Annotated in this window: 18 protein-coding genes; 8 read left to right on the top strand and 10 right to left on the bottom strand. The window is 32.5% G+C overall.

Annotated features, from left to right (window positions below; genetic code table 11):
* Positions 1 to 179: 179 nt before the first annotated feature.
* Positions 180 to 2,120 (top strand): tetratricopeptide repeat-containing sensor histidine kinase, encoded by a 1,941-nt coding sequence (locus ACFSSE_RS05470; RefSeq protein WP_379047330.1) that lies wholly within the window; start codon positions 180 to 182, stop codon positions 2,118 to 2,120.
* A 57-nt stretch (positions 2,121 to 2,177) separates the two neighbouring features.
* The gene (locus ACFSSE_RS05465; protein ID WP_379047332.1) at positions 2,178 to 2,531 is read left to right on the top strand and encodes a septal ring lytic transglycosylase RlpA family protein; all 354 of its coding nucleotides are present in this window, start codon (positions 2,178 to 2,180) and stop codon (positions 2,529 to 2,531) included.
* A 31-nt stretch (positions 2,532 to 2,562) separates the two neighbouring features.
* On the opposite strand, the gene ACFSSE_RS05460 is transcribed toward ACFSSE_RS05465, so the two are convergent.
* The 8 genes from ACFSSE_RS05460 to rpmB all read right to left on the bottom strand — a co-directional run bounded on the left by ACFSSE_RS05460 (position 2,563) and on the right by rpmB (position 8,962).
* Positions 2,563 to 3,648 carry an Ldh family oxidoreductase gene (locus ACFSSE_RS05460; protein ID WP_379047335.1) on the bottom strand — a complete coding sequence of 362 codons (1,086 nt, stop codon included), beginning with the start codon at positions 3,646 to 3,648 and terminating at the stop codon, positions 2,563 to 2,565.
* Between the two features lie 35 nt (positions 3,649 to 3,683).
* Complete coding sequence (bshC, locus tag ACFSSE_RS05455) at positions 3,684 to 5,270, bottom strand: bacillithiol biosynthesis cysteine-adding enzyme BshC (protein ID WP_379047338.1); 1,587 nt, start codon at positions 5,268 to 5,270, stop codon at positions 3,684 to 3,686.
* Positions 5,271 to 5,320: 50 nt separating this feature from the next.
* Complete coding sequence (gene rimO / locus ACFSSE_RS05450) at positions 5,321 to 6,649, bottom strand: 30S ribosomal protein S12 methylthiotransferase RimO (protein WP_379047341.1); 1,329 nt, start codon at positions 6,647 to 6,649, stop codon at positions 5,321 to 5,323.
* 171 nt (positions 6,650 to 6,820) lie between these two features.
* A complete protein-coding gene (locus tag ACFSSE_RS05445) occupies positions 6,821 to 7,204 on the bottom strand; it encodes a GxxExxY protein (RefSeq protein WP_379047344.1) in 384 nt (127 codons plus the stop codon).
* Between the two features lie 78 nt (positions 7,205 to 7,282).
* Positions 7,283 to 8,248 carry a signal recognition particle-docking protein FtsY gene (gene ftsY / locus ACFSSE_RS05440; RefSeq protein WP_379047347.1) on the bottom strand — a complete coding sequence of 322 codons (966 nt, stop codon included), beginning with the start codon at positions 8,246 to 8,248 and terminating at the stop codon, positions 7,283 to 7,285.
* Between the two features lie 67 nt (positions 8,249 to 8,315).
* Positions 8,316 to 8,483 (bottom strand): DUF4295 domain-containing protein, encoded by a 168-nt coding sequence (locus tag ACFSSE_RS05435; protein WP_379047350.1) that lies wholly within the window; start codon positions 8,481 to 8,483, stop codon positions 8,316 to 8,318.
* A gap of 35 nt (positions 8,484 to 8,518) precedes the next feature.
* The gene (gene rpmG / locus ACFSSE_RS05430; RefSeq protein ID WP_379047353.1) at positions 8,519 to 8,701 is read right to left on the bottom strand and encodes a 50S ribosomal protein L33; all 183 of its coding nucleotides are present in this window, start codon (positions 8,699 to 8,701) and stop codon (positions 8,519 to 8,521) included.
* A 27-nt stretch (positions 8,702 to 8,728) separates the two neighbouring features.
* Positions 8,729 to 8,962 carry a 50S ribosomal protein L28 gene (gene rpmB / locus ACFSSE_RS05425; RefSeq protein ID WP_379047355.1) on the bottom strand — a complete coding sequence of 78 codons (234 nt, stop codon included), beginning with the start codon at positions 8,960 to 8,962 and terminating at the stop codon, positions 8,729 to 8,731.
* 334 nt (positions 8,963 to 9,296) lie between these two features.
* On the opposite strand from rpmB, the gene acs reads away from it, so the two are divergent.
* Positions 9,297 to 11,204 (top strand): acetate--CoA ligase, encoded by a 1,908-nt coding sequence (acs, locus tag ACFSSE_RS05420; RefSeq protein ID WP_379047358.1) that lies wholly within the window; start codon positions 9,297 to 9,299, stop codon positions 11,202 to 11,204.
* 208 nt (positions 11,205 to 11,412) lie between these two features.
* Positions 11,413 to 11,598, top strand: a complete 186-nt coding sequence (locus ACFSSE_RS05415; protein ID WP_379047361.1) for a CsbD family protein — start codon at positions 11,413 to 11,415, stop codon at positions 11,596 to 11,598.
* A gap of 447 nt (positions 11,599 to 12,045) precedes the next feature.
* Here the strand turns inward: ACFSSE_RS05415 and ACFSSE_RS05410 are convergent, their stop codons facing one another.
* A complete protein-coding gene (locus tag ACFSSE_RS05410) occupies positions 12,046 to 13,836 on the bottom strand; it encodes a chloride channel protein (RefSeq protein ID WP_379047364.1) in 1,791 nt (596 codons plus the stop codon).
* Between the two features lie 28 nt (positions 13,837 to 13,864).
* Between ACFSSE_RS05410 and surE the strand changes: the two genes are divergently transcribed.
* From surE to lpxB, 4 genes are all read left to right on the top strand, one after another.
* Entirely contained in the window at positions 13,865 to 14,638 is a 774-nt protein-coding gene (gene surE, locus ACFSSE_RS05405) for a 5'/3'-nucleotidase SurE (protein WP_379047367.1), read from the top strand.
* The gene (locus ACFSSE_RS05400) at positions 14,631 to 14,891 is read left to right on the top strand and encodes a stationary phase survival protein SurE (RefSeq protein WP_379047370.1); all 261 of its coding nucleotides are present in this window, start codon (positions 14,631 to 14,633) and stop codon (positions 14,889 to 14,891) included. The genes surE and ACFSSE_RS05400 overlap by 8 nt, the downstream gene beginning before the upstream one ends.
* Positions 14,892 to 14,894: 3 nt before the next feature.
* Entirely contained in the window at positions 14,895 to 16,031 is a 1,137-nt protein-coding gene (locus ACFSSE_RS05395; RefSeq protein ID WP_379047373.1) for a PDDEXK nuclease domain-containing protein, read from the top strand.
* A gap of 118 nt (positions 16,032 to 16,149) precedes the next feature.
* Positions 16,150 to 17,259 (top strand): lipid-A-disaccharide synthase, encoded by a 1,110-nt coding sequence (gene lpxB, locus ACFSSE_RS05390; protein WP_379047376.1) that lies wholly within the window; start codon positions 16,150 to 16,152, stop codon positions 17,257 to 17,259.
* Positions 17,260 to 17,383: 124 nt separating this feature from the next.
* Here lpxB and ACFSSE_RS05385 read toward each other — a convergent pair whose 3' ends face one another.
* The gene (locus ACFSSE_RS05385; protein WP_379047379.1) at positions 17,384 to 17,914 is read right to left on the bottom strand and encodes a hypothetical protein; all 531 of its coding nucleotides are present in this window, start codon (positions 17,912 to 17,914) and stop codon (positions 17,384 to 17,386) included.
* Positions 17,915 to 17,916 lie beyond the last annotated feature (2 nt).

Genomic DNA, 17,916 nt, shown 5'->3' with positions numbered 1-17,916 from the left:
ATAACTGTAAATCAATTAGTTAATAATTCCGTTTTACGAAATCGGAAATTGTTCGGACAGATATGACTCAGATTAAAAAACCGTTTCCAAAGCTGGAAACGGTTTTTTTGTTTTATAAAGAAATATTCTTTCTGTTCATAATTTGCTATTTTAGCTGATAGCCAAATCAATAGCTAAATATGTTAAAATTTATACTCTCACTTTATTTTAGCTTTATAACAATTACTTCTTTTGCGCAAGAAATCAATTATAAAAAGCAAGTTCAAAATGTAATCAGCTCTAAGCTAAATGATGAGCAAAAGGTGGATAGCTTGTTTAGCATTGCCATAAAATTTTATAAAAAAGAACCTGATGTATCTTTAAAAATTGCTGACCAGTTTTATGAAATTGCTGAGAGCAATAAATATAGCAATGGCTTGGGTAGCTTTTGGTATCTAAAATCAAGAATTGAAGAAAGACAGGGGAATATTAATATTGCAAAAGATTTTAATTATAAAGCTATTGGTTTATTAAAAGATTCAACAAAACTAAGTGCGGCATACAGTTTCCAAAGCTGGATATTTAGAAGGTTGAGTTTAAAAGAAAAATCAATTGAATACGGAATAAAAGGAGTTGAAATTGCAGAAGCGCTTAACAATTATAACCTTATATACAACGCTTACAATAATATTGCAGCATTGTACGTGGGTGAAAGAGATTATGTTTTAGCCAGAAAGTATCATCTCCTATGTTCTAAGTATGCAAAGCTATCGGGGAATAAAAGTAAAATAGCAGCCAATTTAGGTAACCTTGGAATTGTTAGTTTAAGAGAAAAAAAGTACGATGAAGCTATTGCTTACCATAAACAATCTCTTAAGGTTTTTAAGGAACTAAAAGATAGCTCGGAAATTGCATTTGTTTACAACGATTTGGGTGCTACATATTCTCAAAAAGGAGATCAGGTAAATGGGATAAAATATTTAAGAGAAAGTATAAGGCTTAGAGAAAAAATGAAAGAGAGTAATGAGCTTGCTTATACTTACAATTATTTGGGTGAAGCATATAATTACGCTGGTAATTTTAAAGAAGCAGAAAAATGGATTAAGAAAGCATTAGCATTTGCCGTTGAAATTAACAACACTAAGCAAAATTTTGAGGCATTAGAAAGTGTCTCAAATTTTTATGCATCTAATAAAAAATTAGATTCTGCTTATAAATATCTTAATTTATATAAAACCTTTGGCGATTCTTTAAGGAAAATAGATAATGCTTTGGCCATTAATGAATTGACTACCAGATTTGAAACAGAGAAAAAAGACCAAGAAATTAAACTTTTAAGCAAAGATAAAGAACTTCAAAAAGCGGAGATAAAAAATAAAAATTACCTATTGTTATTTATAGGATTTATAGCAATAGCTATAATTTCTATTGGATTATTTATTATTTACAAGCGTAAAGCCAATGAAAAACTGAATTTGCAAAAGGAAATTATTAAACAACAAGATTTAGCAACAAAGGCAGTATTAGAAGCAGAAGAAAAGGAGCGAAGACGTATTTCTGGTGATTTACATGATGGTGTTGGGCAAATGCTTTCAGCATCATTGTTAAATTTGAATCATTTTATTGCTTCTGTAAAAGACAAGCTATCTGCTAGCGAAGAGGAAAAGGCGAAAACTACTATTTCATTGGTAACAGAGTCTTATGATGAAATGAGAAGTGTGTCTCATCAAATGATGCCAAATGCCTTATTGAAATCGGGTTTAAGTACTGCAATTAGAGAGTTTTTGAATAAAATTGAAAGTGATGATTTAAAAATTAATTTATCAATTAATGGACTAAATCAAAGGTTGGATGAACAAACTGAAACTGTGATGTACCGTATTGTGCAAGAATGCGTAAACAATATTATTAAACACGCAAACGCTAACCAAATTACCATTCAAATAAATAAGGATGCTGAGGCTATAAGCTGTACAATTGAAGATAATGGATTAGGTTTTGATAAAACAATAAGTGTAAAAGGAGTTGGTTTATCAAATATAGAATCTAGGATTTCATTTTTAAAAGGAGAGGTTGAAATAGATTCTGCTTTAGGAAAAGGAACTTTGGTAAGTATTTATATACCTTTAAATTCTGATTAAAAATTTAGAAGATGTGAAGGGATTTGTTTTTACCAATAGGTTTTTACAATTTTAGGGATGAACAAAATTTTGCTGCTGCTTTTAACCATCTTTCTTTTTTCTTGTGCTCCAAAAGTTACGCAAAGAGGTAAAGCTTCTTATTACGCCGATAAGTTTAACGGTAGAAAAACAGCTTCAGGCGAAAAATTTAGAAATTCTAAACTAACAGCTGCGCATAAAACATTACCGTTTGGTACAAAAGTAAAAGTGACTAACCTTAAAAACGGTAAAACCGTTAAGGTGAGGATAAATGATAGAGGACCATTTGTTGCAGGCCGTATAGTTGATCTTTCTAAAAAAGCAGCTCGTAAAATAAATATGGATAAAGAAGGAGTGGGGAATGTGGTAATTAAATATAAACAGATCAAATAAATTGGTTTTCAATGTTTTATCCAATTTAAAACTAGCCCAACTTATTTAACCCCAATTTCTCAGCAACTTCATTCAAATCTTTTACCACAGCGTCAATTAAAGGAATTCCACTTATCTTACGTTCTTTCTCTGCTATCAATTCTGGTTCACCAGGGATAATTACTTTTTGATTTTCATTAATTGGTTTCGCATTTTTAAAACGCTCAATCCAATTATCCATATTGGCTTTAAAATCTTCAATCGGGCGGAAACCATCTACTCGCATTGCACCTAAAAAATGTCCTAAACCTTCGCCAGGTTGGTTAGGTAACGGATCCATAAAAGCTACAAAAGGAGGTGCCCAAGGCCCATAACTAGCACCAGATAACACTGCTGATAAAATATCAACGGTAGCACTTAAGCCAAAACCCTTGTGGCTTCCATGTTCTCTGTCAGAACCTAAAGGCAATAAAGAACCACCATTTTTTAAATCAGCAGGATGCAAGGCTGCATTTCCATCTTTATCCTGAATCCAACCTTCGGGTACATTTTTACCTTGGCGTTGTGCAATTTCTAATTTGCCATTTGCGGCTGTAGAAGTTGCCATATCAACCACAACTGGTGCATGTTTACCTGCCGGGAAGGCATAACAAATTGGATTTGTCCCCAACATTCTTTCGCTTGAAAAAGTTGGTGCTACTAATGGACTAGCATTAGTCAACGCATAACCAATCATGTCTTTTTCTACAGCCATTAATGCATGGTATCCTGCAATACCAAAATGGTTAGAGTTTTTAACCGCTACCCAGCCAGAACCATATTTTTCTGCTTTTTCAATTGCCACTTTCATTGCAAATGGCGCAACAACTAATCCTAAACCAGCATCACCATCAATAGTAGCCGTTGTGGCAGTTTCGTATACAATTCTAATATTTGGAGTAGCGTTAATTCTTTTCTTTTCCCATAACCTCACATAGCCTGTTAAACGAGCAACACCATGCGAATCTATTCCACGTAAATCTGCCTTAATTAATACATTTGCTGCTAATTGAACATGTTCATTAGAACAGCCCATTTTTTTAAATACAGATTCGGTGAAATTTCTAAGTGTTTCTTCTGAAAATATAAGGTATTCCATTATTGATTAGTATTGTATTGCTTTTTACTTTTTATTTAGTACAAAATACTAAACTTAAAATCCAGCGGATTAAAGTTCTCTATTAATTCTTTAATAAAATCATCGCCATATTTAACATAAAATAAAGCAAAATTCTCTTTACGTTCTTGCAAGCCGCCACCAGGAAAAAGTTGTTTTTTGACGTTTTCAATATCACTCATGGCTTCGTTATGATTTCTTTTATCGGCTCGCATTAGCTTTTTTTCTAAACTATCCATTGCTTTTTTTAAGCGAACTTCCACAGCTTCGGCACTTGGTTTAAGGGTTGAATCAATTTTAGAAACTCTGTTTTTTAAATTATTAAAAACTTGTTCAATTTGTTGCCATTCAGTCTCTAAATCTAATTGATGAGTTGTATGGTTTTGAACATAAGTTTTCTTTAATTCATCCGTGGCTGTGAAAACATCTTCAAAACTTAAGCCTAATTTATTCAACTTATTTAAAGCTTGCTCATTTGCTAGAATGGCTGAGTTTCTTAGAATGAGTAAAGGGAAATCAACTTTATAGAAATCGAAATTTGATTTAAGTTGTAGCCAATAAGCTATTTCGCCGCCACCACCAATGTAAGCCAAGTTAGGTAAAATCACTTCTTGATAAAGCGGACGCATCACCACATTTGGACTGAATTTTTCTGGGTGATTTTGAATTTCTACTTTTAATTCGGCTTCAGAAAATGAAATTTCCGAATTTAAAACCTGATATTTTCCCTCTTCAAAAACAATACGTTCTCGTAAATCATCAGTTAGATAAAAGAAATTAATTTCTCGTGGATTTACTTGTGCATGAATGCCAATATGTTCTAATGCGGCACTGCTTTTTGTGATTTGCTCAAAGCTATTTTGCGCTATAATATCTTGAGTAATGATGGGCACAAATTCTTGTTTTAAAACTTTATCATCAGCATCGATAATCACCAACCCAAATTCGCCAAATAATTCATTCGCTAAATATCGCGTTGCATCTGATAATTTATCATAGTGAGTATAGGCTTTAGTAACTATTTCGCCAAGTTTTTGTGCGTTCGCAGAAATTCCTAAAATGCCTTTATACTCATTTAATGTTTGAATAAAAGTTTTAGTATTCAATCTACCAGTTGCTCCGGAGGCGTTCATTTTCCAGCTAATTTTTTTTTCTCCTATATAAGTATGGTTAATCTCTTCAAAATCATGATCTTCTGTCGCCATCCAATAAACAGGAACAAAATTTTTATCAGGAAAGCTTTTTTTAAGTTCTTTGGCTAAATTAATAGCACTTACAATTTTGAAGATGAAATATAACGGACCGGTAAAGATATTTAGCTGATGCCCAGTAGTAATTGTATAGGTGTTTTCCGCTTTAAGCGATTGAATATTCTCTTTTAATAATTGACTTTGATTAAGAATGTTTTGATATTGCTTTTCTAAAACTGAGACTAAGTTTTTTCTATTTCCTGAGAATTTCCTTTCTGAGATGATTTTTTCAAAGCTTTTTAAATCTGGAAATTGATTGATGAAAGGTTTTATCTTTTCATCATGATTTAATAAGCGAGTTACCGTTGAAGAAAAACATCGCGTTTGCGCATAATCAATATATTGTACTTTCATCCTTAAAAACGAAAATAGCCAAAATTCAACATCTTGGCTATTTTCATTAACTATTTTACAATTGTACCATAAAGGTCGAAGTCTTCTGCTCTATCTATTGTAGCATTTACAAAACTTCCTGGGGTAGCATAATTGTCTTTTGCCTCAATTAAAACTTCATTATCAACTTCTGGAGAGTCAAATTCTGTTCTTCCAACAAAATAATCACCTTCTTTTTTATCAATCAAAACTTTATAAGTATTACCTACTTTTTGCTGATTCAAATCGAAAGAAATGCCTTGCTGAATTTCCATGATGTCTTCCACACGTTGTTGTTTTACTTCTTCAGGTACATCATCTACTAAATCATAGGCATGTGTTTTTTCTTCGTGAGAGTAAGTGAAACAGCCTAATCTATCAAATCGGGTTTCTGCTACCCAATCTTTCATTTGGCTAAAATCGTCTTCTGTTTCGCCTGGGTAACCGCAAATTAAAGTAGTACGCATGGCAATATTTGGTACTTTATCTCTAATTTTATTTACCAAATCCACAGTTTTTTGCTTTGTTGTTCCTCTGCGCATAGATTGCAACATCGGATCTGAAATATGTTGCAAAGGCATATCCAAATACTTACAAATATTAGAACGTTCGTTCATTACATCTAAAATATCCATCGGAAAACCAGAAGGATAAGCATATTGTAAACGAATCCATTCTATTCCATCAACATCAGAAAGATTACGCATTAAATCTGCTAATTTTCTTTCATTGTATAAATCTAAGCCGTAATAGGTTAAATCTTGAGCAATTAAAATTAGTTCTTTTGTTCCATTTTTTGCTAAGAATTTTGCTTGTTTCACCAAATCTTCCATCGGTGTAGAAAGGTGTTTTCCTCGCATTAAAGGAATAGCACAAAAAGAACATGGACGGTTACAACCTTCTGCAATTTTAAAATATGCAAAGTGCGAAGGTGTAGTTAACATTCTTTCACCCAAAAGTTCATGCTTATAATCGGCACCTACTTTGCTTAGTAAGTGTTGTAAATCATTTGTTCCAAACCAAGCATCAACATTAGTAATCTCGGCAGAAAGTTCTGGCGTGTATCTTTCAGATAGACAACCTGTAACAATCACTTTTCCTACTTTACCTTGGTCTTTTAATTCGCTGTATTGTAATATAGTGTCAATAGATTCCTGTTTAGCGTTATCAATAAAGCCGCAAGTGTTAATTACTACAATATCATTTGCCAGTACATTATTTGCCTCATGTACTACATCTATTTGATTTCCTTTTAATTGTCCCATTAACACTTCAGAATCGTACGTGTTTTTTGAGCAACCTAATGTGATAACGTTAACGCGAGGGGGTGTAATTATAGACTTATTGGGTTTTACTTTCATGCTTTATATTTTTTTGGTGTGATTCCATAGATTTTAGGATTCCACCGATTCTTTTTGTTGTTGGGTGATTACATTGATTATTGGATTTCACTGATTCTTTTTTTTGTTGGGTGATTACGTTGATTTCAGGATTTCACAGATTCTTGTATTGTTAGTTATGATTTTGTGTTGTTAATTTGATAGTCTTTTAACTTCACAACTAGAATTTCCGAAATTCACAAGAAGACCGGTTTTACTTTTGCTGGCTTTTAAATAAGAGAGTAATTGTGTTTGAAATAGTTTTGGTTGAATACCGGTAACTGCTTTTATTTCGAGTATAACTTTGCCTTCTATGTAGAAATCGCATCGGAATGTTCCAATGAATTTATTTTTGAAATATACATAGAATTCTTTCTCACACTCAAATTTTAAACCTTCACTTTCTAATTGTATAATTAATGCTTTAGAATAAATTTTCTCTAAATAACCCGGACCTAATTCTTTATGAACCTCATAGCAACAACTGATAATTTTATAAGTTAAAGGATCATTATTAGCATTAGTTTCTATTTCCATTTTAAATTATTTAGCAACAACCCAAAACCCAACATTATAAAAATTGTCGGTAAAATCTGTGAAATCAACCAAAAAATCTTATCCTCCAAACAAACTATCCACAAACTCTTTTTTATTAAACAATTGCAAGTCGGTCATTTTTTCTCCAACACCAATATATTTAACCGGAATTTTAAACTGATCTGAAATTCCGATTACTACACCACCTTTAGCAGTTCCGTCTAGTTTTGTAAGTGCTAAAGCATTTACATCAGTGGCTTGGGTAAATTGTTTGCATTGTTCAATTGCATTTTGGCCAGTAGAAGCATCCAATACTAAAAGAATTTCATGTGGTGCACCAGGAACCACTTTTTGCATAACATTTTTAATTTTGGTTAACTCATTCATTAACCCAATTTTATTATGTAAACGGCCGGCAGTATCAATAATAGCCACATCTTCATTATTTGCCACCGCAGATTGTAAAGTATCGAAAGCAACAGAGGCAGGATCTGCATTCATGCCTTGCGAAACCACTCTAACATCAGCTCTTTTACCCCATAGTTGAATTTGTTCAACAGCGGCTGCTCTAAAAGTATCGGCAGCACCAATCACTACTTTTTGTCCGGCTTGTTTTAATTGATAGGCTAATTTCCCAATAGTTGTAGTTTTACCTACACCATTTACACCAACAACCATAATTACATAAGGTTTATGATCGGTATAATTAAAGTTTTCAAAATCGGTACTGTTGTTCTCTTCTAACAAAGCCTGTACTTCTTCCCTTAAAATATTATTAAGTTCAGATGTGTTTATGTATTTGTCTTTAGCAACTCTTTTTTGAACCCTATCAACAACCTTTAATGTAGTACTTACGCCAACATCTGCATTAACTAAAATCTCTTCTAAATCGTCTAAAACATCATCATCTACTGTTGATTTTCCAATTACAGCTTTGTTAATTTTAGTAAAAAAGTTATCCTTAGTTTTTTCTAAACCTTTGTCTAAAGCTTCTTGCTCTTCGGCGGTTTTTTCTTTCTTCTTGAAGAAATCAAATAATCCCATAGTGATAAAATTAAACAAAAAAAGCCATCCCAATAGGACGGCTAAATATTTTAATATTTGAACTCAATTATACGCTTTCTTTTGCTACAGTAATCGCATCTTTAATGTGATCATTGTGAGCAATAGTTTCTTTAAATGAGTAAGCACCAGTTTTTGGTGATTTTACCATTGTTATAACTTTAGAGTATTCTTTACCAGTACCGGTTTTTAGTGTTGCAACTACTTTCTTTGCCATGTTTTAATTTTTTTATGCTACAGAATAGCTAACAATTACTTAATTTCTTTGTGTAGAGTAACTTTTCTAAGTACTGCGTTAAATTTCTTAACTTCCAGTCTCTCAGGAGTGTTTTTACGATTTTTTGTAGTGATATATCTAGAAGTTCCAGGCATTCCACTTTCCTTATGTTCGGTACATTCTAAAATTACCTGAACTCTGTTTCCTTTCTTAGCCATTATTTAAGCGGTATTGAATTCTTTAAATTAAATAGATCCTTTATTAATGAATCTTGTGATAGCTTCGGTTATACCGATTTTGTTAATTGTTTTGATTGCAGACGTTGAAACCTTTAAAGTTATCCAACGGTCTTCATCTGGAAGGTAAAAACGTTTCATCTGTAAGTTTGGATAAAACTTACGTTTTGTTTTTGAGTTAGAGTGCGAAACTCTATTACCTACCATTGTTGCTTTTCCTGTTAAATCACAAATTCTTGACATGACTGTATATGTTGTTTTCTATTAAAGCTCAGTTTTACAAAGAGTTTGCAAATATCACAAAAATCTTTTAAAACCGCAAAGGTTTTTAAGAAAAAATAAAATTATATTAACAATGTTTGTTTAGGTCGTTTTACAGCAGTTTTTTGTGATTTTCACTTATCATTTTTTGATTTTAATTTGTGAATTAGAAACTCAAATTAGCTATATGTGATGCCAATTATTAGTCGTCTTTTACCCAAACTTAAGTTTAATTGATGTGTTATTGCAACAAAAAAATGTTTTTTTTAAAATAAAACTCCTAAATTCATCGCTCAAACCCAAATTATATAATTTCATGAATTTTAATATTGCATCTTTTGAGGAATATAAATTAGCGTATCAAAAAAGTGTTGAACAGCCTGAAGAGTTTTGGGCAGAAATTGCAGAAAACTTTACTTGGAGGAAAAAGTGGGACAAAGTTTTAGACTGGGATTTTAAAGGGCCGAATATTGAATGGTTTAAAGGTGCAAAACTTAACATTACCGAAAACTGTTTAGATAGACATTTAGCTGATAGAGGCGACCAACCTGCAATTATATGGGAACCTAATGACCCGTCAGAACATCACAGAATATTAACTTATAAACAATTGCACCAAAAGGTTTGCCTTTTTGCCAATGTTTTAAAAAATAATGGTGTAAAAAAGGGAGATAGGGTATGTATATATATGCCTATGATTCCTGAGCTAGCTATTGCAGTTTTGGCTTGTGCAAGAATTGGTGCTATACATTCAGTTGTTTTTGGAGGTTTTTCTGCTCAATCAATTGCAGATAGAATTAAAGACGCCCAGTGTGAAATGGTAATTACTGCCGATGGTGGTTTTAGAGGTACAAAAGATATTCCATTAAAAAATGTGATTGACGATGCTTTGGTACAATGCCCATCAGTAAAAACGGTAATTGTTTTAACAAGAACTCGTACACCAATATCAATGATTAAAGGGCGTGATAAATGGTGGCAAGATGAGATAAATAAAGTAGAAACTTTAGGTTTGATAGATTGCGAACCAGAAGAAATGGATGCCGAAGATGAATTGTTTGTTCTTTATACATCAGGTTCAACTGGTAAACCTAAAGGAGTTGTTCATACAACAGCTGGCTATATGGTTTATGCAGCTTATACTTTCCAAAATGTTTTTCAATACCAACCAAAAGATGTTTATTTCTGTACAGCAGATATTGGTTGGATAACTGGACATTCGTATATAATTTACGGTCCGTTAGCACAAGGAGCTACTACTTTAATGTTTGAAGGTGTACCAACTTACCCAGATGCAGGTAGATTTTGGGACATTGTAGATAAATTTAAAGTAAATGTTTTATACACAGCGCCAACAGCTATTCGTTCTTTAATGCAATCTGGTTTAGATTATGTGAAGGATAAAGATTTATCGTCTTTAAAAGTGTTGGGATCTGTTGGCGAACCTATAAATGAAGAAGCTTGGCATTGGTATAATGATCATATTGGGAAAGGTAAATGCCCAATTGTTGATACTTGGTGGCAAACAGAAAACGGTGGGATTTTAATTTCTCCAATTGCAAATGTTACTCCTACAAAACCTTGTTATGCTACCCTTCCTTTACCAGGAGTTCAGCCAGTTTTAGTTGATGAAAACGGGAAAGTGATAGAAGGGAATGGCGTTTCAGGAAATCTTTGTATTAAGTTTCCATGGCCGGGAATGTTACGTACCACTTACGGAGACCATGAACGCTGTCGCCAAACTTATTTTTCTACTTACGAGAATATGTACTTTACAGGTGATGGTTGTTTAAGAGATGAAGATGGTTATTACAGAATTACGGGTAGGGTAGATGATGTAATTAATGTATCGGGACATAGAATTGGAACTGCGGAAGTAGAAAATGCAATTAATATGTTTACTGATGTGGTAGAATCTGCGGTGGTGGGTTATCCACATGAAATTAAGGGGCAAGGGATTTATGCTTACGTGATTTTAAATAAAGAATCTGAAGATGAGGAATTAACTCGTAAAGATATTGCAATGACGGTGAGCAGAATTATTGGTGCAATTGCAAGACCGGATAAAATACAGTTTGTGAAAGGTTTGCCTAAAACGCGTTCTGGTAAAATTATGAGAAGGATTTTAAGGAAAATTGCTGAAGGCGATATGGGAAGTGTAGGAGATACTTCAACACTTTTAGACCCAACGGTTGTAGATGAAATTATAACTGGAAAGCTTTAAAATAGAGTTAAGATGCTAGAATCAAGAGTGAAGATTTGAACGACTCTTGATTCTTGGTTATCTATGTATTGTTTCTTAAAACGAGAGTAAAGACTCGTGAATTGTTCTTGATTCTTGCTTCTTCTTATCTTACTGCTTAAAAAACTGGCATGATGCTTGGGTTAACCTAAACAGTTAATCTATTATTAAACATTTAAAATAAAACATCATGGATAAGTTAGAATTTAAAGGAACGTGGAACGAAGTTAAAGGAAAAGCAAAACAAGCTTACGCAGATTTAACCGATGACGATTTACTTTACGAAGAAGGAAAAGCTGATGAAACCTTAGGTAAAATTCAGAATAAAACTGGCAAAACAAGAGACGAAGTTGTTGATTGGATTAAAGGTTTATAAGAAAATATAATTCTTAAAAAAAACCTCAAAACTGTAATAGTTTTGAGGTTTTTTTGTGACCATTTTTTTGGAATGTAAAAAATTTGAATCCTTTAAACTTAAGGGTGAAATTTTTTTATCTGCGAAACACAATTGTGAGCTAAATATTTTAAAATAAAACAGCAGAAAATAATTTTTTGGCATTCACTTTGATAATGATTAAATGTCTTTGCATAAAAGACATTTCATACGTTTAGGTTTAGGTTTAGTAAAAAAGGAAACGCCCATCGTTTCCTTTTTTCTTTTACATTGAATTTTAGTCCTACATCAAAACTTGTAATATTCCCATAATTAAAAATTGAAATGAAGAGATAATTTGCTTTAGGGATGGTAATGATATTCTTTATTCGTTTAGGATAAAAACACATAACCACCGGGGTAGTGTAAAGCCTTGTAAAACGCCTACAACTACTTACCAAACAACAAATCGGGGTTGCTTAAATACTGATTATAAATTAGTAAAAGTTTGTATTTAGATACATAAGCTGATACAGTATCATTTTTCTTAACCAATATGTATTGCTCCTTAATTAATGAAGGATTATCCAAAAGTATTTTCCGTAGGTTGGTGAAGTTTACAATCTCAAAATTAGTTTCCATTATTTCGGTAGCAGTTCTAATATCATAAGCTTCAAAATCTTTTAGCAAGGTGCGTAGTTTTTTTAATTCTATAATACCTTTTATATTGCTATTATCATCTATTACTGGAACAACTGCATGTTCATGTACAGAAAAATGTTCAATAATATTTCTTAAGGTTGCGTTTTCGTTTACAAAGTTATTAACGGGGTCAATAATATCATTCAAATTGATGTGGTTGACAATAAATTTCTCCATTTTTAGGGTGCTATGCCCAACTTTTATTAACGGATTTCTTTGCTCGAAGTAACTTTTAAAAGCGTAAGCTATCGCGGTTACAATCATCAAGGGTACTATAATGGCATAGCTTTGTGTCGTATCTGCAATTAAAAAAATAGCAGTTACTGGTGCCCGCATTACGCAAGCAAAAGTTGCAGCCATACCGAGAAAAATAAATGTATTTGGAGCTAAACCCAACACATCTCCGGATATTAAAAAAACAGCCTTAAAAATTAAATAGCCCATTAAACCGCCAGCCACCAAAGAAGGTGCAAAATAGCCTCCTTCGCCACCAGCGGCCAAACTTAAACCTGTAGTAATTGGCCTTAAAAGCAGTAAAATAAACAGTAATATGATCCCGTTAAAAGGCTGAAAAATAGAATTTGCAAGTACAGAATTATTCCATAATAATGGTTCTTCGCCGTGTAAAAGTTTATTGATAGAAACATAACCTTCACCATATAGCGGAGGGAAAAAATAAATAAGTGCGCCTAAAATTGCGCCTCCAGTTAAAGCAATTACGTAAGGGTTTCCTAATCGGGCTAAATGCCGATAACAAAAACTATAAGATTTAACCATATAATTAGCAGTTAACATTCCTGCAACGCCAATAATTAAAACATAAGGTAAACTATGGTAAGAAAAATTATCAATATGAGCATCAAAACGTAAGTTTTCGCCCATAATTAGTTCAAATAGAATTTTACCTGTAGCAGATGAAATCAATAAAGGGACTAATAATGAAGCACTAAAACTGGGCATTACAACTTCAAGAGCAAATAAAAACCCACCAATAGGTGCATTATACATGGCTGATATGCCAGAAGCTGTACCGCAACCAATCAATAATGTTCTTAATTGATAAGGCAAACCCAATTTTTTGCCTAAGTTAGAACCAATGGAAGCACCAGATGTTATTACAGCCGACTCCATTCCAGAGCTACCTCCAAAACCAATGGTAATGCCGGCACTAATTACTTTGGTGTAAATAAGTTTGAATTTGATGTAAGATTGATGGTTTTCTATAGCATCAATTACGCTGCGCATCCCTTTAAAGTAGCTCAGCTTTTTAAAAGCTGTATGGTTTAAAATAGTTACCAAAAGCAAACCAACTAAGGGTGTTAAAAAAAGCATATAACCCGGAAAAAAACTAACTGCATAATTTTCTATTCCGTAAGTAATTTGTTTAATTAAAATAGCCGCTAAACCAACTGTTAATCCAACTAAAATACTTAGAATTATTACCGTGAAATTTTTGTTTTTTTGCTCTTCAACAATGCTCCTAAATTTTGTCCTTAGCTTTTTTAACTTTGTATTTCTATAAGTAATGTTTTTAAGCATAATTTAAAATTATACAAAATAAATACCAATGAGTAAGAAACCAAGAATTTTAGTGGTAAATGATGACGGAATTACTGCGCCAGGCATTAAAGCGTTAATAGAAGTGGCAAAAGAATTAGGTGATGTTACTGTTGTAGCACCAGATAGTCCGCAATCTGGAATGGGACATGCAATTACCATTGGCAAACCTTTACGTTTAGATAAAGTGAATTTATACGAAGGTGTAGAAATGTACAAATGTTCTGGCACACCGGTAGATTGTGTTAAATTGGCTGTAAATAAAGTTTTTAAAGGTCAAAAGCCCGATTTGTGTATATCAGGTATTAACCATGGTTTAAACAATTCTATTAATGTAATTTATTCTGGTACCATGTCGGCAGCGGTAGAAGGTGCTATAGAAAGTATTCCTTCTATTGGTTTTTCTTTAGATGATTATACTTGGGATGCCAATTTTGAAGATTGCAAAAAATACATCAAAGAAATTTGCTTGCAAGTAATGAAAAACGGATTGCAACAAGGCACTTTATTAAATGTAAATTTCCCTAACAATAGCCAACCTATTAAAGGCATTAAAATATGCCGACAAGCAAATGCTAAATGGGCAGAAGACTTTGAAGAGCGCCAAGACCCTTACAAACGCAATTATTACTGGTTAACAGGTGTTTTTCAAAATAATGATAAAGGCGAAGATTCCGATGTTTGGGCCTTAAATAATCATTACGTTTCTGTTGTCCCGGTTCAGTTTGATATGACGGCGCACCATGCTATTTCTTCACTTAACCAATGGACATTTGATGTTTAAGAAAGATACTGTTTGGCTGGGTTTAGGTGCTGGATTGTTTTTTCCGGCGGTAGCATTTTTTATAGTCGAGGTGATCAAAAAAAATATAATTTTTTTGCGAAAAGACGATTTGCTGTACATAGGTTGTGTTGCTATAAACATGCTTTTATTAAAATATGCCTATAAAAAAGACATGGAACTTACTGCTAAAGGAGTAATATCTGCAACTTTTATCTGCGCATTTATTTTCTTTTTCTATAAGTTTAATAAGTAGGAAATGGAACCACAGAATCAATCAGGATATTTAGAATTTGAGCCTATTTTGCATCTTATTCAAGAAGCAAAAAGGCGTGTTTATGCAAAAATAAATGCAGAATTGGTACTGTTGTATTTCAATGTGGGCAAAATTGTTTCTGAAAAAATTGAAAGTGCTAATTGGGGAGAAGACACTGTTAATCAATTGGCTAAATTTATCTTATCCTATTATCCAGAATTATCGGGTTTTAATAGAAGAGGTTTGTATAGAATGAGGCAATTTTATGAAACCTACGGTGTAAATTCTGAATGCTTTTTATTATGGGTTTCGATAAGTAATTCAAAAGTGTCGCCAGCGGCGACACTTTTGGAAAATTCTGATTTTAAGGAAGATATAAAAGTGTCGCCGACAGCGACACAATTAGAAAAGCATGATTTATTTCTGAAAAATCTACTGTTAAAAATTTCTTGGACAAACCATTTAGAGATATTTTCGAGCAACAAAAAAGCAGAAGAAATTCTGTTTTACACTTTAATGTCTGAAAAAGAAAGTTGGAGTAAAGAACAACTAAGAAGACAAATTAAAACTGCAACTTTTGAAAGAACTATGCTATCAAAACAGCAAAATTTAAAAAACACAAACAGTATTGCTCAAATAACAAACAACCTTTTTAAAGATCCATATATTTTCGAGTTTCTTAATCTTCCAGAAAATCATAATGAGAAGGATTTTGAGAAAGCAATTATTCAAAATCTTCAAAAGTTTATTTTAGAGGTTGGTAAAGGCTTTACTTATATGGGTAATCAATATCGCTTGCAAATAGGAAATAAAGATTACTATACAGATTTGTTGTTTTATCACAGAGATTTAGAATGTCTGATTCTGTTCGAACTAAAAATCGAAGATTTTGCACCTGAATTTTTAGGGAAACTTAATTTTTATTTAGAAGCTTTAGATAGGGATGTAAGAAGACCTCATGAAAAACCTAGTATTGGAATTTTGTTGTGTAAAGGAAAAGATACCGAAGTGGTAGAATATTCTTTAGCTAGAAACATGAGTCCCGCTATTATTGCTGATTATGAAACTAAATTGATTGATAAAAAGGTTTTAGTTGAAAAAATCAATCAATTGACAGAACTGTTTGAATCTAAAATTTGATAAGTAGAGATGACAAATAAATAGGATGCCGCTTCAATCCTTAACGTAAGCTATCCAAAAAGTCTATACTTTTAAAAAATGTCTCATTACTAAATACTCATTACTCAATACTAAAACCATGAAATACTACATCATAGCCGGCGAAGCTTCAGGAGATTTACACGGATCTAACCTGATGAAAACATTAAAAGAGGTGGATAACGAAGTTGAATTTAGATTTTACGGTGGCGATTTAATGCAAGCGCAAGGCGGTACTTTAGTAAAGCATTACGCCGATATGGCTTTTATGGGTTTTTTAGAAGTGGCAATTAATTTAAGAACCATATTAAAAAACATGGCTAAATGTAAAACAGATGTTTTACAATACCAGCCAGATGTTTTGATTTTGATCGATTTCCCCGGCTTTAATCTTAAAATAGCCAAATTTGCTAAAGCACAGGGCATAAAAGTATGTTATTATATTTCGCCAAAAGTGTGGGCTTGGAACCAAAAAAGAGTTCTCAAAATAAAGCGTGACGTAGATAAAATGTTCTGTATTTTACCTTTCGAGGTAGATTTTTACAATAAATGGGGAATGCAGGTAGATTACGTTGGCAACCCATTACTAGATGCTATTGAAGCTTTTAAACCTAACCTAAATTTTAAAAAGGATTATCAGCTTACAGAAAAACCTATTATTGCGTTGTTGCCGGGAAGTAGAAAACAAGAACTTAAATATATTTTGCCAGATATGTTAAGCGTGGTGGATAAATTTCCAAACCATCAATTTGTTATTGCTGGTGCGCCATCATTTAACAAGGAATTTTATCAAGAATATTTACAAACATTAAATATTCCTATAGTTTTTAACGCCACTTACGATTTATTATTGAACGCTGAAGCTGCCTTAGTAACATCAGGAACTGCAACTTTAGAAACTGCTTTGCTTAATATTCCGCAAGTGGTTTTATATAAAGGCAGTAAAATATCTATTGGTATTGCTCGGTTGCTTGTTAATATTAGGTTTATTTCTTTGGTAAACTTAATTATGGATAGGGAAGTGGTGAAAGAATTAATACAAGAAGATTGCAATACTGATTTGATTTCAGAAAATTTGAAACAAATTACATCGGGTACCCAACGTTCTGTTATGCTGAACAATTACCAGCAATTAGCTGAGATTATGGGAAAACCGGGGGCATCTGAAAAAACGGCCAAGTTGATTTATCAATATCTTACGGGAAATTGATTTTTCTGTTAAAAACCAATCAGGGTCCTCGAAAGAGAGACCCTGATTGGAATGTAGCTTACTTATAGTTCAGCTTTTTTATCTAATTGATGGAGATCAAACTGCTTTGAATAATAACTTACTGTTAAAGCTTATTTTTTTCTTGGTCTAATTGCTTAGAAAATTCCTTTTGTCTTTCTTTATATAATTCCGTGTCTAAATACTGGATTGATAAACCAAAATTGGAGAGGCTTAGCATAATTGTATATTTTTTCAGATCCCAAAAAGTTACCTTTTTGCCATCAGCAACTTCATCGTTATACATTTCATTCTTAAAAGGATGTATTGGTTTTCCATATTTTTTGGTAAAATGAATATTGAGATCTTTAAATAAATCTTGTTTAAACGAAGAAAATGACAGAGTAATAATATATACATGACCATTATATCCTTGAGCTAATATCTGAGCTTCTCGGTTAAGTATAAAAGCTTTATTTATATTAATAGTATTAGAATCCTCTGAAATCTTAGTGATATTGAACTCTTCACCTATATTTTTTTTCATTTGCTTTACAGTTAAACCAAGTTGATTTGGCCAAAAACTAGTTTCTTGAGCGAAGGAAAATGAAGAAATTATCACTAGATTCAACAGAAAGAATAATTTTATCTTACTCATAA

Source organism: Pedobacter alpinus, from assembly GCF_042684645.1.
GTDB classification, from domain to species: Bacteria; Bacteroidota; Bacteroidia; order Sphingobacteriales; family Sphingobacteriaceae; genus Pseudopedobacter; species Pseudopedobacter alpinus.
This window is presented reverse-complemented; position numbering and strand designations above follow the sequence as displayed.

Bases quoted from the DNA above. Each gene is read 5' to 3' on its own strand.
- ACFSSE_RS05470 (WP_379047330.1), top strand. From the start codon at position 180: ATGTTAAAATTTATACTCTCACTTTATTTTAGCTTTATAACAATTACT.
- ACFSSE_RS05465 (WP_379047332.1), top strand. From the start codon at position 2,178: ATGAACAAAATTTTGCTGCTGCTTTTAACCATCTTTCTTTTTTCTTGT.
- ACFSSE_RS05460 (WP_379047335.1), bottom strand. From the start codon at position 3,648: ATGGAATACCTTATATTTTCAGAAGAAACACTTAGAAATTTCACCGAA.
- bshC (WP_379047338.1), bottom strand. From the start codon at position 5,270: ATGAAAGTACAATATATTGATTATGCGCAAACGCGATGTTTTTCTTCA.
- rimO (WP_379047341.1), bottom strand. From the start codon at position 6,649: ATGAAAGTAAAACCCAATAAGTCTATAATTACACCCCCTCGCGTTAAC.
- ACFSSE_RS05445 (WP_379047344.1), bottom strand. From the start codon at position 7,204: ATGGAAATAGAAACTAATGCTAATAATGATCCTTTAACTTATAAAATT.
- ftsY (WP_379047347.1), bottom strand. From the start codon at position 8,248: ATGGGATTATTTGATTTCTTCAAGAAGAAAGAAAAAACCGCCGAAGAG.
- ACFSSE_RS05435 (WP_379047350.1), bottom strand. From the start codon at position 8,483: ATGGCAAAGAAAGTAGTTGCAACACTAAAAACCGGTACTGGTAAAGAA.
- rpmG (WP_379047353.1), bottom strand. From the start codon at position 8,701: ATGGCTAAGAAAGGAAACAGAGTTCAGGTAATTTTAGAATGTACCGAA.
- rpmB (WP_379047355.1), bottom strand. From the start codon at position 8,962: ATGTCAAGAATTTGTGATTTAACAGGAAAAGCAACAATGGTAGGTAAT.
- acs (WP_379047358.1), top strand. From the start codon at position 9,297: ATGAATTTTAATATTGCATCTTTTGAGGAATATAAATTAGCGTATCAA.
- ACFSSE_RS05415 (WP_379047361.1), top strand. From the start codon at position 11,413: ATGGATAAGTTAGAATTTAAAGGAACGTGGAACGAAGTTAAAGGAAAA.
- ACFSSE_RS05410 (WP_379047364.1), bottom strand. From the start codon at position 13,836: ATGCTTAAAAACATTACTTATAGAAATACAAAGTTAAAAAAGCTAAGG.
- surE (WP_379047367.1), top strand. From the start codon at position 13,865: ATGAGTAAGAAACCAAGAATTTTAGTGGTAAATGATGACGGAATTACT.
- ACFSSE_RS05400 (WP_379047370.1), top strand. From the start codon at position 14,631: ATGTTTAAGAAAGATACTGTTTGGCTGGGTTTAGGTGCTGGATTGTTT.
- ACFSSE_RS05395 (WP_379047373.1), top strand. From the start codon at position 14,895: ATGGAACCACAGAATCAATCAGGATATTTAGAATTTGAGCCTATTTTG.
- lpxB (WP_379047376.1), top strand. From the start codon at position 16,150: ATGAAATACTACATCATAGCCGGCGAAGCTTCAGGAGATTTACACGGA.
- ACFSSE_RS05385 (WP_379047379.1), bottom strand. From the start codon at position 17,914: ATGAGTAAGATAAAATTATTCTTTCTGTTGAATCTAGTGATAATTTCT.